The organism is Streptomyces sp. P9-2 (assembly GCF_051903975.1).
In the GTDB taxonomy this organism is placed as follows: Bacteria; Actinomycetota; Actinomycetes; order Streptomycetales; family Streptomycetaceae; genus Streptomyces; species Streptomyces cellulosae.
Map to the genome: position 1 here is coordinate 445,580 of NZ_CP192633.1, position 18,785 is coordinate 464,364.

Here is an 18,785-nt window from a genome sequence, read left to right on the forward strand (position 1 = left end):
CGCTCCGCCTCCCCTCACTCGCCCGTGAGCGAGCCGAAGTCGGTGCCGGAGCCGAGGATCAGGCCGGCGCCGAGGAGGATCATCGTGGCCGGGACCATGAACGTGGTGATCATCAAGGTCGCCTTGGGCACCGCGCGGGCCGCCTTGCGGCGGGCGTTCTGCGCGTCGGTGCGGCGCATGTCCTTCGCCAGCGCCACCAGTGTGTCGACGATGGGCGCGCCCAGCTCCTCGCCCTGCTGGAGGGCGGTGACGAACATGGCCACCTGTTCGGAGTCGTTGCGGCGGCGCAGTTCGGCGAAGGCCTGCCTGCGGCTCATGCCGAGGTCCATCTGGCGCAGGGTGATGCGCAGTTCGTCCGCCCAGGGGCCCTCGTACTGGGAGGAGACGCGTTCCAGGGCCTGGCGGAAGCCGAGGCCCGCGCTGACCACGACGGCGAGGACGTCGAGGAAGTCGGGCAGGGTCCGCTCGATGACGTCCTTGCGGACGCGGATCGCCGACCAGATGCCGACCTCCGTCCAGAACGCTCCGAACGCGAGCAGCAGCAGCGCCACGAACAGCTGGCCGCGCAGCAGGAACACCAGGCAGCCGAAGCCGCCGAGGGCGCCGTAGACGGCGCGGCGGGCGGCGTAGCGGTGGATGGTGAGGCCGCCGGGGTTGCCGGCGAGGTCGATCTTGCGGCGGTACTTGGCGACCAGCGCCGGTCCCATGAGGCGCAGCACGGCGGGGGCGTAGCGCATGCCCATGCGGTCGATGAGGGAGTCGACCGCGCCGGTGCGGGTGGAGCCGACCTCCAGGGCGAGCATCAGGTCGCCGGGGAGTTTCGCCTCCGCCCGGTACATGCGGATGCCGGCGAAGATGCCGCACACGGCGAGGGCCATGAGCGCGGCGAGCAGGAGTGCCATGTCGTCGTCCCCTTCCCCGGTTCAGACGTCGATGCGGGACAGGCGGCGGATGAGCAGGAACCCGACGGCGTAGAGGCCGAAGGCGACGAGGACCGCCATCTGTCCGGCCGTCGATCCGGTCATGCGCTCCAGGGCGCCGTCCTTCACCCCGTTCATCAGGAACAGCGAGCCGACGCCGAGGACCGGCACGGCGTACGAGGTCATGCTGACCTGGGAGAGCTGGGTGCGGACCTCGCGCCGGGTCTCCTTGCGTTCCTCCAGCGTCTCGGTGAGGTTGCGCAGGGCGCTCACCACCTGGCCGCCCGCCCGGTTGGCCAGCACGAGTGTGGTGACGAGGACGACGAGTTCGCGGGAGGGGAGCCGGTCGGAGAGTTCGCCGAGGGCGTCCTCCATGGAGGCGCCCATCGCCAGCTGGTTGGCCACCTTGGCGAGTTCCTCGCCGGCCGGGGCCTCCAGCTCCTCCGCGGCGATGCCGATCGCGGTGCGCAGGGCGAGGCCCGCCTGGGTGGCGTTGGCGAGGATGCGGGCCAGTTCGGGGAGCTGGTTGATGAACCGTTCGATGCGCTTCTGCCGCTGCCAGTCGAGGAACTGGAGGGCCGCCCACACGCCGAGCAGTCCCGCGATCGGGCCGAAGAACGGTGCGAGGGTCGCCTGCCCGGCCATCCACAGTCCGGCGACGACGGCCAGCATGGCCACGAAGAACTCACCGGGCGTCACGTCCAGGCCGGTCGCGAGCAGACGCAGCTCCAGCTTGCGGCCCAGACGGGTGCGGCGCAGCCGGCGGTCCAGGGTGGGGAAGCGGCGCCTGCGGCCGGCGGACGGGAGCTCCCCGGTGGCCGTCAGCCGGTCCACCAGCGCCTGCCGCTGCGCCCGCCCGGCCGCGTGGACGTGCACGCCGGTGACCGCGAGGACGCAGGTCAGCAGGGTGAGGCCGGTGGTCAGCGTGATCAGGTTCTGCAGCTCCATGGGGGCGGTACCTACCTGGCTTCTCGGGTGGCGAGCTGGTCGGTGGAGTGGGCGATGCCGAACGCCTGCGGGACGGTCTGGCCGGCCATGTAGAGGCGGTCGGCGGTCCGCCGGGGTACGGGGTGGTGCACGTACGAGCCGTGGACGCGGCCGTCGGGGGTCATCGGGAGGGCGTCGAAGCGGGCGACCGTGGCCAGCCGGTACGGCTCCCCGCCGTGGCTCTCCAGCAGGGCGATCTCGGTGATGCGGCGGGCGCCGTCGGCGAACCGGGTGAGCTGCACGATCACGTCGACGGCGCTGTTGATCTGGTCGTGCAGGGCGACGAAGGGGATCTCCACGTCGGACATGGAGGCGAGGGTCTGCAGCCGGGTGAGGGCGTCCTCGGCGCTGTTGGCGTGGACGGTGGCGAGGGAGCCGTCGTGGCCGGTGGACATCGCCTGGAGCATGTCGAGGGACTCGCCGCCGCGGACCTCACCGACGACGATGCGGTCGGGCCGCATACGGAGGGAGTTGCGGACCAGGTCGCGGATGGTGACGCGGCCCTTGCCCTCGACGTTGGGCGGGCGGGACTCCAGGCGGATGACGTGCGGCTGCTGGAGCTGGAGCTCGGCGGAGTCCTCGATGGTGATGATGCGTTCGCCCTCGGGGATCAGCCCGGACAGGGCGTTGAGGAGGGTGGTCTTACCGGTGCCGGTGGCGCCGGAGACGATGATGTTGAAGCGGGCCTGCACCAGTCCGGCCAGCAGATACAGCATGGGCTCGTCGAGCGAGCCGAGGCCGATCAGCTCCTGGAGGGTGAAGGAGCGCGGGAAGCGGCGGATGGTGAGGACCGCGCCGGTCAGGGACAGCGGGGGGATGATGACGTTGACGCGCTCCCCGGAGGGGAGGCGGGCGTCGACCATGGGGTTGGACTCGTCGACGCGGCGGTTCACGGTGGAGACGATGCGCTCGATCGTCTGCATCAGCTGGTCGTGGGACGCGAACCGCAGCGGCAGCTGCTCCACCCGGCCGCCCCGCTCGACGAAGACGGCGTCCGGGCCGTTGACCATGATCTCGGTGACGGAGGCGTCCTCGAGCAGCGGTTCCAGGATGCCGAGGCCGAGGGCCTCGTCGACGACGCGGCGGATGAGCTGGGCGCGTTCCACCGTCGACAGGACGGGACCTTCGCGGCTGATGATGTGGCCGAGGACGCGTTCAAGCCGGGCCCGGCGCTCGGCCGGGGACAGCGCGCTCATCTCCGCGAGGTCGATCTCCTCCAGGAGCTTGGCGCGGTAGGACGCGACGAGATGGCCGTCCTCGCCCCGCCCGGTCCTCTCCTCGGGGGAGTTGATGCGTGCCCGCAGGCTCATGAGTGGCTCGCTCCTCGTGGTGCCGGTGTTCCTCGTCGTGCTCGTCCGGTCGTCGTGGCCCTCGTCGTCCCGGTGTTCCTCGCCGTGCTCGTCCGGTCGTCATGGCCCTCGTCGTCCCGGTGTTCCTCGCCGTGCTCGTCCGGTCGTCATGGCCCTCGTCGTCCCGGTGTTCCTCGCCGTGCTCGTCCGGTCGTCATGGCCCTCGTCGTCCCGGTGTTCCTCGCCGTGCTCGTCCGGTCGTCATGGCCCTGGTCGTCCTGGTGTTCCTCGCCGTGCGGTGTCAGTGGTCGACGGGCATCGTGGCGCTCCTCCCCGCCGAGCCGAAGTCCCAGCCGGGCACGATCGACGGGATGTCGACCCGGGCGGTGACGGTGACCTCGTCGCCGCCCCCCGACGTGCCGCAGGAGGTGCCGTCGGCCAGCCAGGAGCTGACGGCGGCCGTGCAGGCGGCCTGGGCGCCCCGGTCCAGGGAGGCGCTGCGGGCGCCCGCGCGGGCGGCGGTGCCGGCCTGCTGGGCGGTGTAGGCGATCAGGCCGAGCTGCACCCCGGCCATCGCGACGATCAGCAGGATCGGCAGGAACCCCAGGTACTCGATCGCCACCTGCCCGCGGTCACGGCGGCGACCGCCCGGCCGGTAGGGCACACCACGTCCGTACGCCATGTCAGTCCGTCTCCTCCTCGACCGCGCCCGCGTGACCGGTCACGTCGAACGGGAAGGAGAGGGTGCCGGGGAAGAGGATCGGCACCCTGATTCTCACGTCGGCGGTGACCATGCCGCCGCCCGTCGCGCAGGTCACCGTGGCGCCGGTGCCCCAGGCGCCGGACAGTTTGTCCGTGCCGGCGGCCTGGCAGGCGCCCTGGCGTGCGCCGGGGGAGGCGGCGGTCCCGGCGCGGGCGGCCTCGTCGGCGGCGTTCCCGGCGAGGGTGAAGGTGTAGCCGACCAGCACGAGCTGCCACAGCACGACCAGCGTGACGAGGATCGTCGGGGTCATGCCGAGGAACTCGACGGTGACCTGCCCCCGGTCGCGGTACGGCCCCGAAGCCCTCGAACGCCTGCCGCCGTTCATCCTGTACCGTCCCTGCGCCGCCGGAAGCTGACCGCGCCCCGGTCGCCGCGCAGCCGTCCGCCCCGGTGGCTCGTCTGCGCGGCCTGCATCAGCCCGAGTTCGCCGGCCAGCGCCCACATCGCCTGTTTCACGGTGCTCTTCGCCTCCAGTTCGTGCACGCGCCCGGCGTCCACCACGCCCTGGAGCTCCTTGAAGTGGGCGGGGATCGTGGTGGCGGCGACCGCGGTGCCGGTGATGCGCGCGATGAGCGGCGGCTGGATCTCCGTGGACCGGGTGTGCCGGTTGACGACGACCGTGGTCTCCTCCGCCTTGCGGATCTGCAGCCGGTCCCACATCCGCACGGTCCGCTTGGCTCCTCGTACGGCGATGACGTCGGGGGTGGTGACCAGCAGGGCCCGGTCGGCCGTCTCCACGGCCGCCGCGCCGGCGCCGCCGAGCTGGGCGCCGCAGTCGATGACGACGACCTCGTAGCGGGAGCGCAGGGCGCCGACGATGTGGCGGGCGGCCCGGTCGGTGACCTCCTCGCCGCGTTCCCCCTCGGCGGGGGCGAGGAGCAGGGCGAGTCCGCTGTCGTGGCGGAAGACGGCGTCGGCGAGGACGCGCGGGGAGATGTCGTTGATCGCGGCGAGGTCGACGACGGAGCGGCGGAACTGGACGTCCAGGTAGGAGGCGACGTCCCCGGTCTGGAGGTCCATGTCGACCAGGGCGGTGGAGCGTCCGGAGGTCTGGGCGGCGAGCGCGAGCTGCACGGCGGTGAGGGTGGCGCCGACGCCGCCCTTGGAGCCGCTGACGGTGACGACGGTGCCGCCGGCGCCGGGGACCGGGTCGCCGCCGGCGCCCAGGTGGCGCCGTACGCCGGCCGACCACTGGGCGACCGCCTGGACCCGGCTGGCGAGTTCCTCGTAGCTCAGCGGGAGGGCGGCCAGGCCGCGGGCGCCGTGGTCCATGGCGGCCTGGAAGAGGCCGGGGCTCGCGTCGGAGGTGACGAGGACGACGCCGACGGACGGGAAGCGCAGGGCGACCTCGCGGATCAGTTCCAGCGCGGGGACGGGGCCGATCCGCTCGTGGACGACGACCACCTCGGGCAGTTCGTCGAGGGACTCGGCGGCCAGCCGGGAGAGGGTGTCGACGAGCTGCGTGGAGTCGGTCACCGGGGCGAGCGGCTCCACGTCGGGGAGCTGGCCGATCAGGGTGGTGAGGGACCGGGCCGCGTCCGCGTCACCGACTGCCGGGAGGATCCTGGTGGACATGCGGGCCTCTCACTTGTCCTGCGCGAGTTCGTACGTCCGGTCCTTCTCGGGGACGCCCGTGTCGCCCCCAGGGCCGACCAGCGCGAGCCGCACCCGCTGGGCGAACGACTCGGCGTAGGTGATGCGCTGGGCGTCGAGGGTGGACAGCGCGAAGGTGATGGGGACGGCGTCGGCGGGCCCGCGGCGGTCGTCCTCGTCGGGCTGGAGGGCGGTGAGCCGGCCGACGTCGAGGACCTTGGCGCCGGCGACGATGATCTTCGACTGGTCGGGGTCGCCCTCGCGCTGCCCCTCGAAGGTGGCGTACACGTTGACCGTGGAGCCGGGGGTGATCTTTCCGGCGACGCCGGTGGCCGCGTCGATCATGATGGCGACCTCCTGCTGCCCCGGCTGGAGGGCGGGCCGGTCCACGACCATGTCGGTCTGGAGCAGCGAGCCCTTGCGCAGGGTGGTGACGGCGATCTTGCCGCGGAGGTCGTCGAGGTCAGTGACGGCGTTCTCCGACAGCCAGCGCTCGGGCATCTCGATCCGCTCGAACTGGCCGGCGCCGAGCGTGGTGTAGGGCGCGATGTCGGTCTTCAGCCGGTAGGCGGCGACCTCGGGGCCGACCTTGGAGCGCACGTCGTTGATGACGGAGAGCACGCCGGCGAACGCGCCGAGGGCGCACAGGACCGACAGGAGGATGAGTATGACGCCGCGGCGCTGACGGGAGTTCATGAACCGTGCAACCTCGTTGGGGGTGGCGGTCGAGCGGGACGGTGCGGGCTCGTGCGGTGGGCGGACGGGTCAGGTGCGTCGGGTGAGGGCCGGTCTGGCCTCGGGGGCGGGCGGGGTGGCCGAGCAGAACACGCAGCGGTCGCCGATGACGTCGATGCCGCACCAGTGGCAGGTGCCGCGCCGTACGGACGTGACCAGTTGGTAGAGCACGGACAGGTCGGGCAGGAAGGTGCAGAACTCGACGACCTTGCCGGTGCCCCACCAGCGCCCGGACTCCGCGGGCAGCTGGGCCTCGCGCAGGCCCTGCACCCGCCAGGCGGGCGCGAGGGTGGTGGTGACCCAGTCGGAGGGGAGCTGGCCGCGGGCGACGAGCATCCAGGTGCCGAACTCGGGTCCGTCGAGCATGGCGTCGGGGCCGAGGCGGACGAGCTGCGGCTGCGGGTGGGCGAGGACGGCGAACTGGCTGCCGGGGAGCCAGGACTTGGCGTGCTGCTTGAGGTCGACGGGGATCCGGTCGAGGCGGGCGACGGAGCCCAGCAGCGCCCCGGCGTGCAGGTAGTGGGTGAGGAGGCGGCCGGCCGAGGCGAGGACGCCGGGGCCGATGTCGCAGGAGGCGAGCTGCCGCAGCTGGCGGGCCAGTACGGCCACGGCGAGCGGCGGCAGGTCGGGGCGGAACAGGGCTATCCGGTCGCTCTCCAGCAGGGAGCGCAGGGTGTGGAGGCGCCGCAGGACGGGGGCGGGGGTGGCCGGGGAGCACACGACGACGACATGGCCGTGCGCCTCGACGACGGCCTGGAGTTCGGTCAGCACGTGGTCGAGCGGGCGGGTGTCGACGTCGCGCAGCACGACGGCGGGCAGGGTGCGTTCGTCGTGCGCCGGCAGCGCCATGTCGGCGCCGGTCACGGCAATGGCAGTTGGCACGCGCGGCTCCCCGTTCTCCCCATGCCCGTCGGCCCACCGGGCGTTACTCCGGTGCACCCTCGTGACTTCACTGCGTGACTACCTCAGCACTGTATCCGCGGGTCTGTGACCGGAGAACAGCCTTTGGACAGCCGGACAGCAACATCTGGTACTCACAACGCGTCAAATCGGGGCAGGTCGATCATCTCGCCGGTCTCGATACGGCACCGACCGTGTGGGTTTCGTGCACCCGGCTTGACGCCGGACCCGCCTCGTCCCTCCGGGCCACGCTTCCCACCCGTCCGTCGCCCTACTCGCGCGCGGGCGCCGCCGTTTCCGGTCTGGACCTATTGACAAGCGGATTGGTCTGGACCACGGTGTGACGCATCAACGGTGGCCACCGTCGCTTCCCTCCCCAACTCCCCCACCGGAGGCCCCAAGTGGACCGCGTATCCCGTACGCCCGGACGCGGCAGACGCCCCTGGGCGGCCGCACTCGTCTCCGCCCTGGCCCTCGCCCTTCCCCTCGCCGGCGCGGGCCAGGCGACCGCGGCCGACGTCAACAACGCGAAGAACGCCGGGTTCGAGTCGGGCCTGAGCGGCTGGACGTGCTCCGCGAACAGCGGCGCCGTCGTCTCCTCCCCTGTGCACGGCGGCTCGGCGGCGCTGAAGGCCACGCCCGCCGGCCAGGACAACGCCCGCTGTTCCCAGACGGTCGCCGTCCGCCCCAACTCGACGTACCGGCTGAGCGCTTGGGTGCAGGGCGGGTACGCCTACCTGGGCGTGACCGGCACCGGCACCACGGACGTGTCCACCTGGACGCCGGACTCCTCCTCCTGGAAGCAGCTGTCGACCGGCTTCTCCACCGGCTCGAACACCACGTCGGTGACGGTCTACACCCACGGCTGGTACGGCCAGCAGCCCTACTACGTGGACGACCTGTCCGTCCTCGGCCCCGACGGGGGCGGCGGAGGTGACCCGGAGCCGACGGTCCCGGCCACCCCGGGCGGGCTGACCGTCTCCGGCACGACGGCGAGCTCGGTGACGCTGACGTGGAACGCGGTGTCCGGCGCGACCGGCTACACCGTCTACCGCGACGGCACCCGGGCGACCGCCGTGACCGGCACCTCGGCGACCGTGACCGGGCTCGCGGCGTCCACGTCCTACAGCTTCCAGGTCGCCGCGACCAACGCGGCGGGCGAGTCCGCCAAGTCGGCGGCGGTGTCCGTGCGGACGCGGGAGAACGGCGGCGGCGGGGGCGGTGACCTGCCCCGGCACGCGGTGACCGGCTACTGGCAGAACTTCGACAACGGCGCGGCCGTGCAGAGGATCTCCGACGTCCCCGCCCAGTACGACATCATCGCGGTCGCCTTCGCCGACGCCACCGGCACTCCGGGCGCCGTCACCTTCAACCTGGACTCGGCGGGCCTGAACGGCTACACCGTCGACCAGTTCAAGGCGGACGTCCGCGCCAAGCAGGCGGCCGGCAAGAAGGTCATCATCTCGGTGGGCGGCGAGAAGGGCACCGTCGCGGTCAACGACTCCGCCTCCGCCGCCAACTTCGCCAACTCGGTGTACGCGCTGATGCAGGAGTACGGCTTCGACGGCGTCGACATCGACCTGGAGAACGGCCTCAACGCGACGTACATGACGCAGGCGCTGCGGTCGCTGTCCGCGAAGGCGGGCCCGTCGATGATCCTGACGATGGCGCCGCAGACCATCGACATGCAGTCGACGTCCAACTCCTACTTCCAGACCGCGCTCAACGTGAAGGACATCCTCACGGTCGTCAACATGCAGTACTACAACAGCGGTTCCATGCTCGGCTGCGACGGCAAGGTCTACAGCCAGGGCTCGGTGGACTTCCTCACCGCGCTGGCCTGCATCCAGCTGGAGGGCGGCCTCGACCCGTCGCAGGTGGGCCTCGGCCTGCCGGCCTCCACCCGGGGCGCGGGCAGCGGCTACGTGGCGCCGTCCGTGGTGAACGCCGCCCTGGACTGCCTGACCCGCGGCACCAACTGCGGCTCCTTCAAGCCGTCGAAGACCTACCCGGCCCTGCGCGGCGCGATGACCTGGTCCACCAACTGGGACGCGACGGCGGGCAACGCCTGGTCCAACGCGGTGGGGCCGCACGTCCACGCGCTGCCGTAACCCCGGCAGGTTCGTGCAACCCGACCGCCCCTGTCCGGCTCACCGGACAGGGGCGGTCCGCGTTGTGTCCGCCGCCACATGAAACATTTCTCCGGGCCCACCGCATCAATGAGGTGAAAGCGGTTCGGGGAGCATGACGGGGGACGACGGATGAGACAGCGGCGCGGCGCGGACTACGCGGAGTTCGCCTCCGCGCGGGCGGGACACCTGTACCGGTCCGCGTGCCTGCTCACCGCCGGGGACACACACCTCGCCGAGGACCTCGTGCAGGAGACCTTCGGCCGGCTGTACGTCCGCTGGGGACGCGTCTCCCGGGCGGAGAACCCGGCCGCGTACGCGCAGACCGTGCTCACCCGGACCTTCCTCGCCCACCGGCGGCTGCGCAGCAGCCGGGAGCGGGCGACCGACACGTTCCCCGACCTGCCGGGCACCGCCGACGGCGACGCGCCGCTGCGGCTGACGCTGATGGCCGCGCTCGCCCGGCTGCCCGCGAAGGACCGCGCCGTCGTCGTCCTGCGCTACTGGGAGGACCGCTCGGTGGAGCAGACCGCCGACGTGCTGAACGTCAGCTCGGCGGCCGTGCGCACCCGCTGCGTCCGCGCGCTCGGCCGGCTGCGGGAGCTGCTGGGCGAGGACCTCCACGAGTTCTCCCGCCCCTGACACCGGCCGCCCGGCCCCTTCATCGACCTCATACGCTCACACCCTCAGAAAGGTGGGTTCGTCATGCCCGAGAACCAGCACGAGGACCCCTTCGAGAGCCGGTTCGCCGCAGCCCTGCGCGACACCGGCCACAGCTTCCGTACGGACGACCCGGCCGCCCTCGTCGGACAGGGTCAGGTGCGCGGGCGGCGGAAGCAGCTGCTGCGGCGCACGGCCGTGCTGGGCGGGATGACCGGGGTCGCGCTGGTCGGCGTGGGCGCGACGCTGCTCCTGCCGACCGACGTGCACGACCCCCGGCGGACCTCCGCGGCGGCCGGCCCCGCCTCCACCGCGGGTCCGTCGGCGGCGAGCCCCTCACCCGCCGAGACCTTCACGAGCGACGACATGCTGCGCTCGCTCAAGGAACTGCTGCCGCAGGGCGCGTACAGCGAGGAGGCGGCCCAGGGCACGGAGTCGACGATGCCCCCGTACGCGCGGCTGGTGTTCGACGACGGCCAGGGCGCGGCGGCACTCGGGCTGAGCGTCGACCGGATGGATCCCGGGGGCGAGCAGGCCGCCCAGTGGACGACGTGCCCGGACAAGAAGACCGTCGGCTACGACGACTGCACCAGCGCCACGCAGCCGGACGGCTCCCGGCTGATGCTGCTCCGCGGCTACGAGTACCCGGACCGGCGGGTGGACACCAAGTGGTGGAACGCCGAACTGGTCACGCCCGACGGGGTGCACGTGTCCCTGAGCGAGTGGAACGCGCCCGCGCAGAAGGACGCGCCGGTGTCCCGTCCGCGGCCCCCGCTCTCCGTCGAGCAGCTGAAGGAGGTCGTCACCGCCGACGTGTGGAAGCGGGTCGCCGCCGCCATGCCGCAGAGCCCGAAGCCGTCCGCGACCGGCGAGGCGTCTCCGGAGGGCAGGCCGTCCGGGGCGATCGCCAAGACGCTGATGGGTCTGCTGCCCGAGAACCTGAAGGTGACCGGCCGGAGCGGCCCGGGCGGCGAGTACGCCTACCTCGTCGTCGACGACGGCAAGGGCGGGAGCCTCGTCCAGATCAATGTGCAGCCGGGTATGTCGGACGTGGCCGGCGAACTGTTCAAGGACGCCGAGAAGCTGCCCGACGGCAGGCTGGTCGTCACCCGGGAGTCGCCCGGGGAGAAGGGCGGCAAGAACGTCGTCATGTGGACCGCGGACACCCTGCGCCCCGACGGCCTGCGCGTCGTGATCAGCGCCTTCAACACGCCCGACCAGAACGCGGACGCCACACGCGACACCCCCGCGCTCACCCTGGCGCAGCTGCGGGAGATCGCGCTGAGCACGGAGTGGGACGCGGGGGCGTGAGACGGATCCAACCGCGGATCAGAAGAACTCCGACCACGGCTGGTCCCAGATCTGCTTGACCGCCAGGACCAGGAACAGCAGGCCCGCGACCGTCAGCATGCCGTTGCTGAGGTAGCCGTTGCGCCACTCGCGCGGCGTGCGGGAGGAGTTCAGGAGCCACAGCAGGGTCAGCGCCAGGAACGGCATGAACGCCGCGCCGAGGACGCCGTAGATGATGATCAGGCGGAACGGCTCGTCCTGGAACAGCAGGATCATCGGCGGGAACGTCAGCCACAGCAGGTACGCGCGGAAGGTCCAGGAGCGTTCCCGGCGGCCGGAGGCCAGCTCGTCGGCGCGCGCCTGCCGCTCGCCGCGCTGCCGGGCGAGGAAGTCGGCGAACATCAGGCTCACGCCGTGCCAGACGCCGATCAGGGAGGTGAAGGAGGCGGCGAAGAAGCCGACCAGGAACAGGACGCCGGTGGTCTTCCCGTACCGGTCCTCCAGGATGTCACCGAGCTGGATGAGGCCCTGGTCGCCGCCGGAGATGGCGATGTTCGCCGAGTGCAGCAGCTCCGCGCCGACGAAGAGCATCGCGACGACGAAGATGCCGGTGGTGATGTAGGCGACCCGGTTGTCCAGCCGCATGACCTTCATCCAGCCGCTGCTGGTCCAGCCCTTGGCGTTGACCCAGTAGCCGTAGGCGGCCAGCGTGATGGTGCCGCCGACGCCGCCGATCAGGCCGAGGGTGTTGAGGATGGAGTCCTCCTCGTCGGGCAGCACGGGGAGGAGGCCGGCGAAGGCGTCGCCCAGGTTCGGGGTGACGCGGAACGCCAGGTACACGGTGACCACGAACATGACGCCCACCAGGACGGTCATGACCTTCTCGAACACCGCGTACTTGTTGAACCAGACGAAGACCAGGCCCACCAGGCCGCAGGCGATGCCCCAGTACTCGAGGTCCATCACACTCGGGAACAGCGCCTGGAGCGGCAGGGCGCTGGACGACATCGCGGCGGCGCCGTAGACGAAGCCCCAGATGACGGCGTAGACGGCGAAGAACCAGGTGGTCCACGGGCCGAGGCTGGCCCAGCCGTCGAACAGGGTGCGGCCGGTGGACAGGTGCCACCGGCCGCACGCCTCCGCGAGCGAGATCTTCACCAGGCAGCCGACGACGGCCGCCCACAGGAGGGTGTAGCCGAAGTTGCTGCCGGCGATGAGGGTGGCAACGAGGTCCCCGGCGCCCACGCCGGTCGCGGCGACGACGATGCCGGGGCCGATGTAGCGCCAACTGGACCGGCGCGGCTGCGGGCCGGGGCCGTCCATCGCGCCGATGTCCTGGGTGTTTCCCGTGGTGTCCGCCATGGGGTCAAGAAAGCGGACGGGTGCCGGTCCGGCAAGAGGGCGTGCGGGATCTTCACCGGTTCTGCGTGGCAGGGTGGCCGATTCCCCTGGCGGGGACGGCCGGCCGCACGCAGAACCGGTGATCGCCGGGGAGCCGGCCCCCGGTCAGGCGCGGTCGGCGGCCTCGGCCTTGTCCTCGGACTCCGCCCGGTCCTCGGCCTCGTCCTCCTGGACGGGCTCCTCGGCGCCGTCGTCGAAGTACGCGTCGAGGACCTTGTCCAGGGCCGCGTCCCACTCGGCGAACCGGCGGCGTGCGTCGGCCTCGATCTCGATCGGGTACCAACGCCGGTCGGGGGTGTGGACGGTGACGGTGTACCGCTTGCCGAAGCGGGCCGTCGCCGTCTCCACCGCGCCGATCTCGTCCCAGCGGAACTCGCACTCCTGGTCGTCCAGCCTCAGCCGCACGCCGCGGTGGTCGGCGACGAGGGCGGCACGGCGGTCGGACGCCTCGAAGACGGGTCCGTCGGGGGCGGGTTCCGGCTCGTCGTCCCCGGCGGCCGGGGAGTCACCGGAGTGCTCCGACTCCTCGGCCTCCGAGGCGGCTTCCGTCGCCGTGTCGTCGACGGTCCCGTCCTCGTCCGTGCCGGGCGCGTCCTGCGTGTCCTTCGTGTCCTCCTCGCGGCCGGTCGCGGGCGCGGTGAGCCCGGGGATGAAGGCCGGGTCGAACCCGGCGCCCTCCAGGGGCTTGCTGCTGCTCGAACCTATGCGCTGCTCCACACCGCAGGAGTATGGTCGACGAACCTGTGCGCGTCACAGCCAGCCCCGACTTCGTTATCGGACGACTACACGGGCACCACGTCTCACCGCGCCGACCGGGGTCACACGACCAGGCTCAGCGCCGCCGCGACCACGAACCCGGCCACCGAGAGCACGCTCTCCAGCACCGTCCATGTCTTCAGCGTGTCCCGCTCGCTGATGCCGAAGTACTTAGCGACCATCCAGAACCCGCCGTCGTTGACGTGCGAGGCGAAGATGGAGCCGGCCGAGATGGCCATGATGACGAGCGCCACGAACGCCTGCGAGTGGTCGCCCTCGGACAGCAGCGGCGCCACGATGCCGGCGGTCGTCACGATCGCCACCGTCGCCGAGCCCTGCGCGACCCGCAGCACCACGGAGATCAGGTACGACAGCACGATGACCGGCAGACCGACGTCGTTGAAGGTGTCGGACAGGGCCTGCGCGACCCCGCTGCCCTTAAGAACGGCGCCGAAGACGCCGCCCGCGCCGACCACCAGCAGGATGTTGCCGACCGGCTTCAGCGAGGAAGTGGACACGGTCTCCAGGGACTTGCGGGACCAGCCGCGCCGGATGCCCAGCAGGTAGTACGCGAGGAACAGGGCGAGGGTGAGCGCCACGAACGGGTGGCCGAAGAACTCGATCACCGAGCGCAGGGTGGACGGGTCCAGCGCGATGGAGGAGAAGGTCGCCGCGAGGATCAGGACGAGCGGCGTGCCGATGATGCCGAGGACCGTGCCGAGCGGCACCGGCGTCTCGGGCGGCCGCACGCCCGACACGCGCTGTTCGGCGGCGACGGCGTCCTTGGCCTCCTGCGCGGCCTCCACCATGTCCTGTGGCACGGCGACGAAGATGCGCTTGCCGATCCAGGCGGAGTAGACCCACGCGGCGGCGACGGCGGGCAGGCCGCAGACGACGCCCATGAGGATGACCCAGCCGAGGTCGACGTGGAGCAGTCCGGCGGCGGCCACCGGGCCCGGGTGCGGGGGCAGGAAGGCGTGGGTGACGGAGAGACCGGCGAGGAGGGGGAGGCAGTAGAGCAGGATCGACTTGCCGGAGCGTTTGGCGGCGGCGTAGACGATGGGCGCGAGGACGAAGATGCCGACGTCGAAGAAGACGGGGATGCCGAAGATGAGGCCGGTCAGGCCCATCGCGAGGGGCGCCCGCTTCTCGCCGAACAGTCCGAGCAGCCGGCCCGCCAATACCTCGGCGCCGCCGCTGACTTCGAGGATCGCGCCGAGCATGGTGCCCAGGCCGATGATGATCGCGACATGGCCGAGGATGCCGCCCATCCCGGACTCGATGGTGGACACCGCGTCCGACTTCTGCACGGTGCCGAAGAGTTCGGTGACCGACAGGCCGGCGAGCAGGCCGACGGCTATGGAGACGCCGAGCAGCGCGACGAACGGCTGGAGGCGAACCTTGATGATCAGGAAGAGCAGCAGGGCGATGCCGATGGCGGCCACGGTGAGCAGGCCGGCGGTGCCGTCGATCAGGAGGAGCAGTCCTCCGGTGTGCGGTGGTGTCTCGGCGGGCGCGGAGGCGGCGAGCGGGAGGAGCGGATGGGACATCGGGGGGTCCTCTGGGTAAGGGCATGGTCTCGGGGGTCTGGGGGTCCCCCCAGACGGCACAGCCGGGCAGGGGGGATCGCGGCACGGCGTCCCGGGGTGCGGGGCGCCGTGCCGTGACGACGTGCGGGGGGGGTGGGGGGTGGGGGGACTCAGCCGAGGACGGCGAGCGCGTCGATCTCGATGAGGAGGCCGGCGGGGAGACCGACGTAGACGGTCGTGCGGGCGGCCGGGGGCTGGGTGAGGCCCTGCTCCTCGAAGTAGGTGTTGTAGATCTCGTTCATCTCGGCGAAGTGGTCCACGTCGGTGAGGTAGACGCGGATCATCATCACGTCGTCCCAGCTGGCGCCGCCCTCCTCGAGGATCGCCTTGACGTTGGCGAGGGTCTGGAGGGTCTGCTCGCGCAGGGTGGGACCGGCGGGCGTGGGCGGCTTGCCCTCCTCGGCGGGCAGGAAGCCGACCTGGCCGGCGACCTGGAGGATGTTGCCCTTGCGGACGCCGTGCGAGAACTTCGCGGGCGGGGTGGTGTGGGTCTTCGGGGTCAGCGCGACTTTCTCGGTCATGCGGGGGATGTCCTTACTTCGGTTCTGCCGGGGTACGGCCGGAGTACTCGCCGCTGATGGCGTCCGCGGTACGGCGCACCAGCGGGAGCAGGGTGAGGAGTTCGTCGGCGGTGACGACGACGTTCGGCGCGGACACCGACATCGCGGCGACCACCCGGCCGTCGGCGCCGCGGATCGGCGCGGCGACGCAGTTGATGGACTCCTCGTGGCCGCCGAGGTCGGTGGCCCAGCCCTGTTCGCGCACCTTGGCCAGTTCCTGGAGGAACGCGGCCGCGTGGGGCGTCGAACGGGGCGTGTACATGGGGTAGTCGAGCTTCTCCGCGAGGGCTCGGCGCTCGTGCTCGGGCAGGTCGGCCAGGAGCAGCTTGGCCACGGCGGCCACGGTGATGGCGACGGGCTTGCCGATACGGGAGTACATCCGCACCGGGTAGCGGCTCTCCACCTTGTCGATGTAGAGGACCTCGTTCTCCTCGTACACGGCGAGGTGGACGGTGTGTCCGCACTGCTCGTTGAGGCGTACGAGGTGGGCGTGGGCGATCTCGCGCACGTCGAGGTTCTCCATCGCCTCCTGGGCGAGGGCGAAGAGGCGGGCGCCGAGGCGGTAGCGCTGGTCGGACTGGCGGTAGACCAGGCCGTGCTCGTGCAGGGTGCGGAGCAGGCGCAGGGCCGTGGACTTGTGCACGCCGAGGCGGTCGGCGACCTGGCCGAGGTCGGCGGGGCCCTCGGCGAGCAGCGGAAGGATGCTCAGGGCGCGGTCTACGGTCTGGCTCATGGGGTGCGTGCCTCCTCTGCGGCCTCTGTGTCGGCTGCTGTCCAGCCGGGGCCGAGTCGCAGTGTCCCCCACGTGGGGTCGTCGAGGGCGGCGAGGCGGTCGGCGAGGGGGCGGGGCGGGGGTGGGGCGAGGTCACCGGGGGTGGTGAGGGTGGCGGCGGCGGCGAGGTGGCCGTGGCGTAGGCGGTCCCGTACGGGCAGACCCCGGAGGGTGGCCGAGAGGAAACCGGCGGCGAAGGCGTCGCCGGCGCCGACTGCCGCGACGACGTCGACGTGCACGGCGCGTACGAACGTCGCGGTGCCGTCGGCGTCCTCGCACAGGCCGTCGGTCTCCTTGTCGAAGGCGACCGCCCCGCCCTTGCCCTGCTTGACGACCACGATCTCAGGCTCGGGGAGGGCCTTCCGCACCGCACGGGCGCCGTGCAGCCCCCATGCCTGGCGCGCCTCGTCGTCTCCCACGAAGACGATGTCCGCCCTGCGGGCCAGCTCCAGCAGCACATCCGCATCCTGGCCCTCGCCCCACAGGCCCGGCCGGTGGTTCACGTCGAAGGAGATCAACGGGCGCCCCGGCCGGGGGCCGGTCAGCTCGCGCATCAGGGCCAGGCAGTCCTGCGACAACGCCGCCGTGATGCCCGACAGATGCAGCACCCGTCCCGCCCGTACCGCCTCCAGGTCCACGCCGGCCGGCGACATCGCCGACGCCGCCGAGCCCGCCCGGTAGTAGGCGACCTCGTGCGTGTCGCCCGCGCGGTCGCCCGCCGTGCGGAAGTAGACGCCCGTGGGACGGGCGGGGTCACGGCGGACGTGCGACACGTCGACGCCGTACGCGCCGATCGCCTCGACGAGGTGGTCGCCGAAGCCGTCCGCGCCGACGCGGCTGACCCAGCGTGTGGTGTGGCCGGCCGCCGCGAGTGTGCAGGCCACGTTGGACTCCGCGCCGCCGATCGACCGGTGGAAGGCGGGGACGTCGGCGAGGCGGCCGGGGCGGGACGGCAGGAACGTCACCATGGACTCGCCGAGCGCGACGACGTCGACGACGTCGGGGGCGTTGCCGGTTCCGGTGACGGTCACGATGGCGGGGCTCCTCGTCGGGGCGGGGGACGCGGTGTCCGTTGACCGCGTGTGGCGGAGATGTTAGACAGCGGTGAGCGATATACGCAATGAGTGTTGCAATACACGCAACGCACCTGATCAGGGAGGCTCCATGGTCCTCGATGCTCTCGCCCGCCTCGCCGAGGAACGGGTCGGTCACCGCTTCAAGGGCCTCCCGCCGGACGCCGCGGACCTCACGGTCGGCGAGCTGGCCGCGCAGCGGCGGAACCTTTTCACCGGCGGCTTCACCACCCCCGTGCTCGCGCTGTCCGCCGAGCGTCTGGAGCACAACCTGGCGGCGCTGGAGACGTTCGCCGAGCGGCACGGTCTCGCGTTCGCGCCGCACGGCAAGACCTCCATGGCGCCGCAGCTCTTCCACCGCCAGATCGAGCGGGGCGCGTGGGGCATCACCCTGGCCGTTCCCCACCAGGTGCGCGTGGCGCGGGAGTTCGGGGTCGAGCGGGTCTTCCTGGCGAACGAGCTGGTGGACGCGGCGGCGCTGCGCTGGATCGCCGCCGAGCAGGACGCCGACCCGGCGTTCCGGTTCGTCTGCTACGTCGACTCCGTGCGCGGGGTGGAGCTGATGGACGCGGCGCTGGCCGGGGCGTCCCGGCCGGTGGACGTGGTGGTCGAGCTGGCCGCCGGTGAGGGCGCGCGCACCGGGGTGCGGACGGAGGCGGAGTGCGCGGCCGTCGCCGATGCGGTGTCGGCCGCGCGGACGCTGCGGCTGGCCGGGGTCGCCGGGTACGAGGGCGAGGTGCCTCAGGCCGACCCCGAGCGGGTGCGCGCGTGGCTGCGGCGGCTGGTGGCGCTGGCCGTGGACTTCGACAAGGCGGGGCGGTTCGCGGGGCTGGACGAGATCGTGGTGAGCGCGGGCGGCAGCGCCTGGTTCGACGCGGTCGCGGACGTCTTCGCCGAGGTGCCCGAGCTGTCGGCGCCCGTGCTGAAGCTGCTGCGCTCGGGCGCGTACGTGTCGCACGACGACGGGCACTACGAGCGGCTGACCCCCTTCAACCGAGTGCCTCAGGAGGGCGGTCTGGAGCCGGCGTTCCGGCTGTGGACGCAGGTGGTGTCGCGGCCGTCGGCGGAGCAGGCGTTCACCAACGCGGGCAAGCGGGACGCGGCGTACGACCTGGATCTGCCGGTGGCGCGGGTGGTGCGCCGGGACGGGACGGAGCGGCCGGCCACCGGCATCGAGGTGACCGGTCTGTCCGACCAGCACGCGTGGCTGCGCACCTCTTCGGAGGCGGACGTGGAGGTGGGAGACTGGGTGGGGCTCGGTCTGTCGCACCCCTGCACGTCCTTCGACAAGTGGGCGCTGATCCCCGTGGCCGAGGCGGACGGCACGGTCGTCGACTACATCCGTACCTTCTTCTAGGAGGCAGGACC

The 18,785-nt window shown here is 72.0% G+C and carries 18 protein-coding genes; 4 read left to right on the forward strand and 14 right to left on the reverse strand.

Annotated elements, in window-relative coordinates:
• Nucleotides 1-14: 14 nt before the first annotated feature.
• The 8 genes from ACQY0Z_RS02045 to ACQY0Z_RS02080 all read right to left on the reverse strand — a co-directional run bounded on the left by ACQY0Z_RS02045 (nucleotide 15) and on the right by ACQY0Z_RS02080 (nucleotide 7,136).
• Nucleotides 15-902 (reverse strand): DUF5936 domain-containing protein, encoded by an 888-nt coding sequence (locus ACQY0Z_RS02045; protein ID WP_189905271.1) that lies wholly within the window; start codon nucleotides 900-902, stop codon nucleotides 15-17.
• Nucleotides 903-923: 21 nt separating this feature from the next.
• The gene (locus ACQY0Z_RS02050) at nucleotides 924-1,868 is read right to left on the reverse strand and encodes a type II secretion system F family protein (protein WP_189905269.1); all 945 of its coding nucleotides are present in this window, start codon (nucleotides 1,866-1,868) and stop codon (nucleotides 924-926) included.
• Between the two features lie 11 nt (nucleotides 1,869-1,879).
• A complete protein-coding gene (locus ACQY0Z_RS02055) occupies nucleotides 1,880-3,217 on the reverse strand; it encodes a CpaF family protein (protein WP_254587847.1) in 1,338 nt (445 codons plus the stop codon).
• 280 nt (nucleotides 3,218-3,497) lie between these two features.
• A complete protein-coding gene (locus tag ACQY0Z_RS02060) occupies nucleotides 3,498-3,878 on the reverse strand; it encodes a TadE/TadG family type IV pilus assembly protein (RefSeq protein WP_347225802.1) in 381 nt (126 codons plus the stop codon).
• Between the two features lies 1 nt (nucleotide 3,879).
• Nucleotides 3,880-4,284 (reverse strand): TadE/TadG family type IV pilus assembly protein, encoded by a 405-nt coding sequence (locus tag ACQY0Z_RS02065; RefSeq protein WP_189905263.1) that lies wholly within the window; start codon nucleotides 4,282-4,284, stop codon nucleotides 3,880-3,882.
• Nucleotides 4,281-5,534 (reverse strand): AAA family ATPase, encoded by a 1,254-nt coding sequence (locus tag ACQY0Z_RS02070; protein WP_254587849.1) that lies wholly within the window; start codon nucleotides 5,532-5,534, stop codon nucleotides 4,281-4,283. The genes ACQY0Z_RS02065 and ACQY0Z_RS02070 overlap by 4 nt, the downstream gene beginning before the upstream one ends.
• A 9-nt stretch (nucleotides 5,535-5,543) precedes the next feature.
• A complete protein-coding gene (gene cpaB, locus ACQY0Z_RS02075) occupies nucleotides 5,544-6,248 on the reverse strand; it encodes a Flp pilus assembly protein CpaB (protein WP_439811757.1) in 705 nt (234 codons plus the stop codon).
• Nucleotides 6,249-6,317: 69 nt separating this feature from the next.
• Nucleotides 6,318-7,136: a hypothetical protein gene (locus ACQY0Z_RS02080; protein ID WP_381725053.1), complete on the reverse strand. Its 819-nt coding sequence runs from the start codon at nucleotides 7,134-7,136 to the stop codon at nucleotides 6,318-6,320.
• A 452-nt stretch (nucleotides 7,137-7,588) separates the two neighbouring features.
• On the opposite strand from ACQY0Z_RS02080, the gene ACQY0Z_RS02085 reads away from it, so the two are divergent.
• The 3 genes from ACQY0Z_RS02085 (at nucleotide 7,589) to ACQY0Z_RS02095 (ending at nucleotide 11,287) form a co-directional block, all read left to right on the forward strand.
• Nucleotides 7,589-9,298 (forward strand): chitinase, encoded by a 1,710-nt coding sequence (locus ACQY0Z_RS02085; RefSeq protein ID WP_439811758.1) that lies wholly within the window; start codon nucleotides 7,589-7,591, stop codon nucleotides 9,296-9,298.
• Between the two features lie 150 nt (nucleotides 9,299-9,448).
• Nucleotides 9,449-9,958, forward strand: coding sequence for a SigE family RNA polymerase sigma factor (locus tag ACQY0Z_RS02090; protein WP_189905256.1), 510 nt, complete (start codon nucleotides 9,449-9,451; stop codon nucleotides 9,956-9,958).
• 63 nt (nucleotides 9,959-10,021) lie between these two features.
• Nucleotides 10,022-11,287, forward strand: coding sequence for a hypothetical protein (locus ACQY0Z_RS02095; protein WP_439811759.1), 1,266 nt, complete (start codon nucleotides 10,022-10,024; stop codon nucleotides 11,285-11,287).
• Between the two features lie 18 nt (nucleotides 11,288-11,305).
• Here ACQY0Z_RS02095 and ACQY0Z_RS02100 read toward each other — a convergent pair whose 3' ends face one another.
• The 6 genes from ACQY0Z_RS02100 to ACQY0Z_RS02125 all read right to left on the reverse strand — a co-directional run bounded on the left by ACQY0Z_RS02100 (nucleotide 11,306) and on the right by ACQY0Z_RS02125 (nucleotide 17,375).
• Nucleotides 11,306-12,628 carry an Nramp family divalent metal transporter gene (locus ACQY0Z_RS02100; RefSeq protein ID WP_254587853.1) on the reverse strand — a complete coding sequence of 441 codons (1,323 nt, stop codon included), beginning with the start codon at nucleotides 12,626-12,628 and terminating at the stop codon, nucleotides 11,306-11,308.
• A 144-nt stretch (nucleotides 12,629-12,772) separates the two neighbouring features.
• Nucleotides 12,773-13,384: a hypothetical protein gene (locus ACQY0Z_RS02105; protein WP_189905249.1), complete on the reverse strand. Its 612-nt coding sequence runs from the start codon at nucleotides 13,382-13,384 to the stop codon at nucleotides 12,773-12,775.
• 101 nt (nucleotides 13,385-13,485) lie between these two features.
• Nucleotides 13,486-14,973, reverse strand: coding sequence for a GntP family permease (locus ACQY0Z_RS02110; protein ID WP_439811760.1), 1,488 nt, complete (start codon nucleotides 14,971-14,973; stop codon nucleotides 13,486-13,488).
• Nucleotides 14,974-15,122: 149 nt separating this feature from the next.
• Nucleotides 15,123-15,533 (reverse strand): RidA family protein, encoded by a 411-nt coding sequence (locus ACQY0Z_RS02115; RefSeq protein ID WP_019522386.1) that lies wholly within the window; start codon nucleotides 15,531-15,533, stop codon nucleotides 15,123-15,125.
• A gap of 13 nt (nucleotides 15,534-15,546) precedes the next feature.
• On the reverse strand, nucleotides 15,547-16,305 hold the full coding sequence (locus ACQY0Z_RS02120) for an IclR family transcriptional regulator (RefSeq protein ID WP_019522387.1): 759 nt from the start codon (nucleotides 16,303-16,305) through the stop codon (nucleotides 15,547-15,549).
• Complete coding sequence (locus tag ACQY0Z_RS02125) at nucleotides 16,302-17,375, reverse strand: sugar kinase (RefSeq protein WP_439811761.1); 1,074 nt, start codon at nucleotides 17,373-17,375, stop codon at nucleotides 16,302-16,304. The genes ACQY0Z_RS02120 and ACQY0Z_RS02125 overlap by 4 nt, the downstream gene beginning before the upstream one ends.
• Before the next feature lie 133 nt (nucleotides 17,376-17,508).
• Between ACQY0Z_RS02125 and ACQY0Z_RS02130 the strand changes: the two genes are divergently transcribed.
• The gene (locus ACQY0Z_RS02130) at nucleotides 17,509-18,774 is read left to right on the forward strand and encodes an amino acid deaminase (RefSeq protein ID WP_437067532.1); all 1,266 of its coding nucleotides are present in this window, start codon (nucleotides 17,509-17,511) and stop codon (nucleotides 18,772-18,774) included.
• Nucleotides 18,775-18,785: the final 11 nt, after the last annotated feature.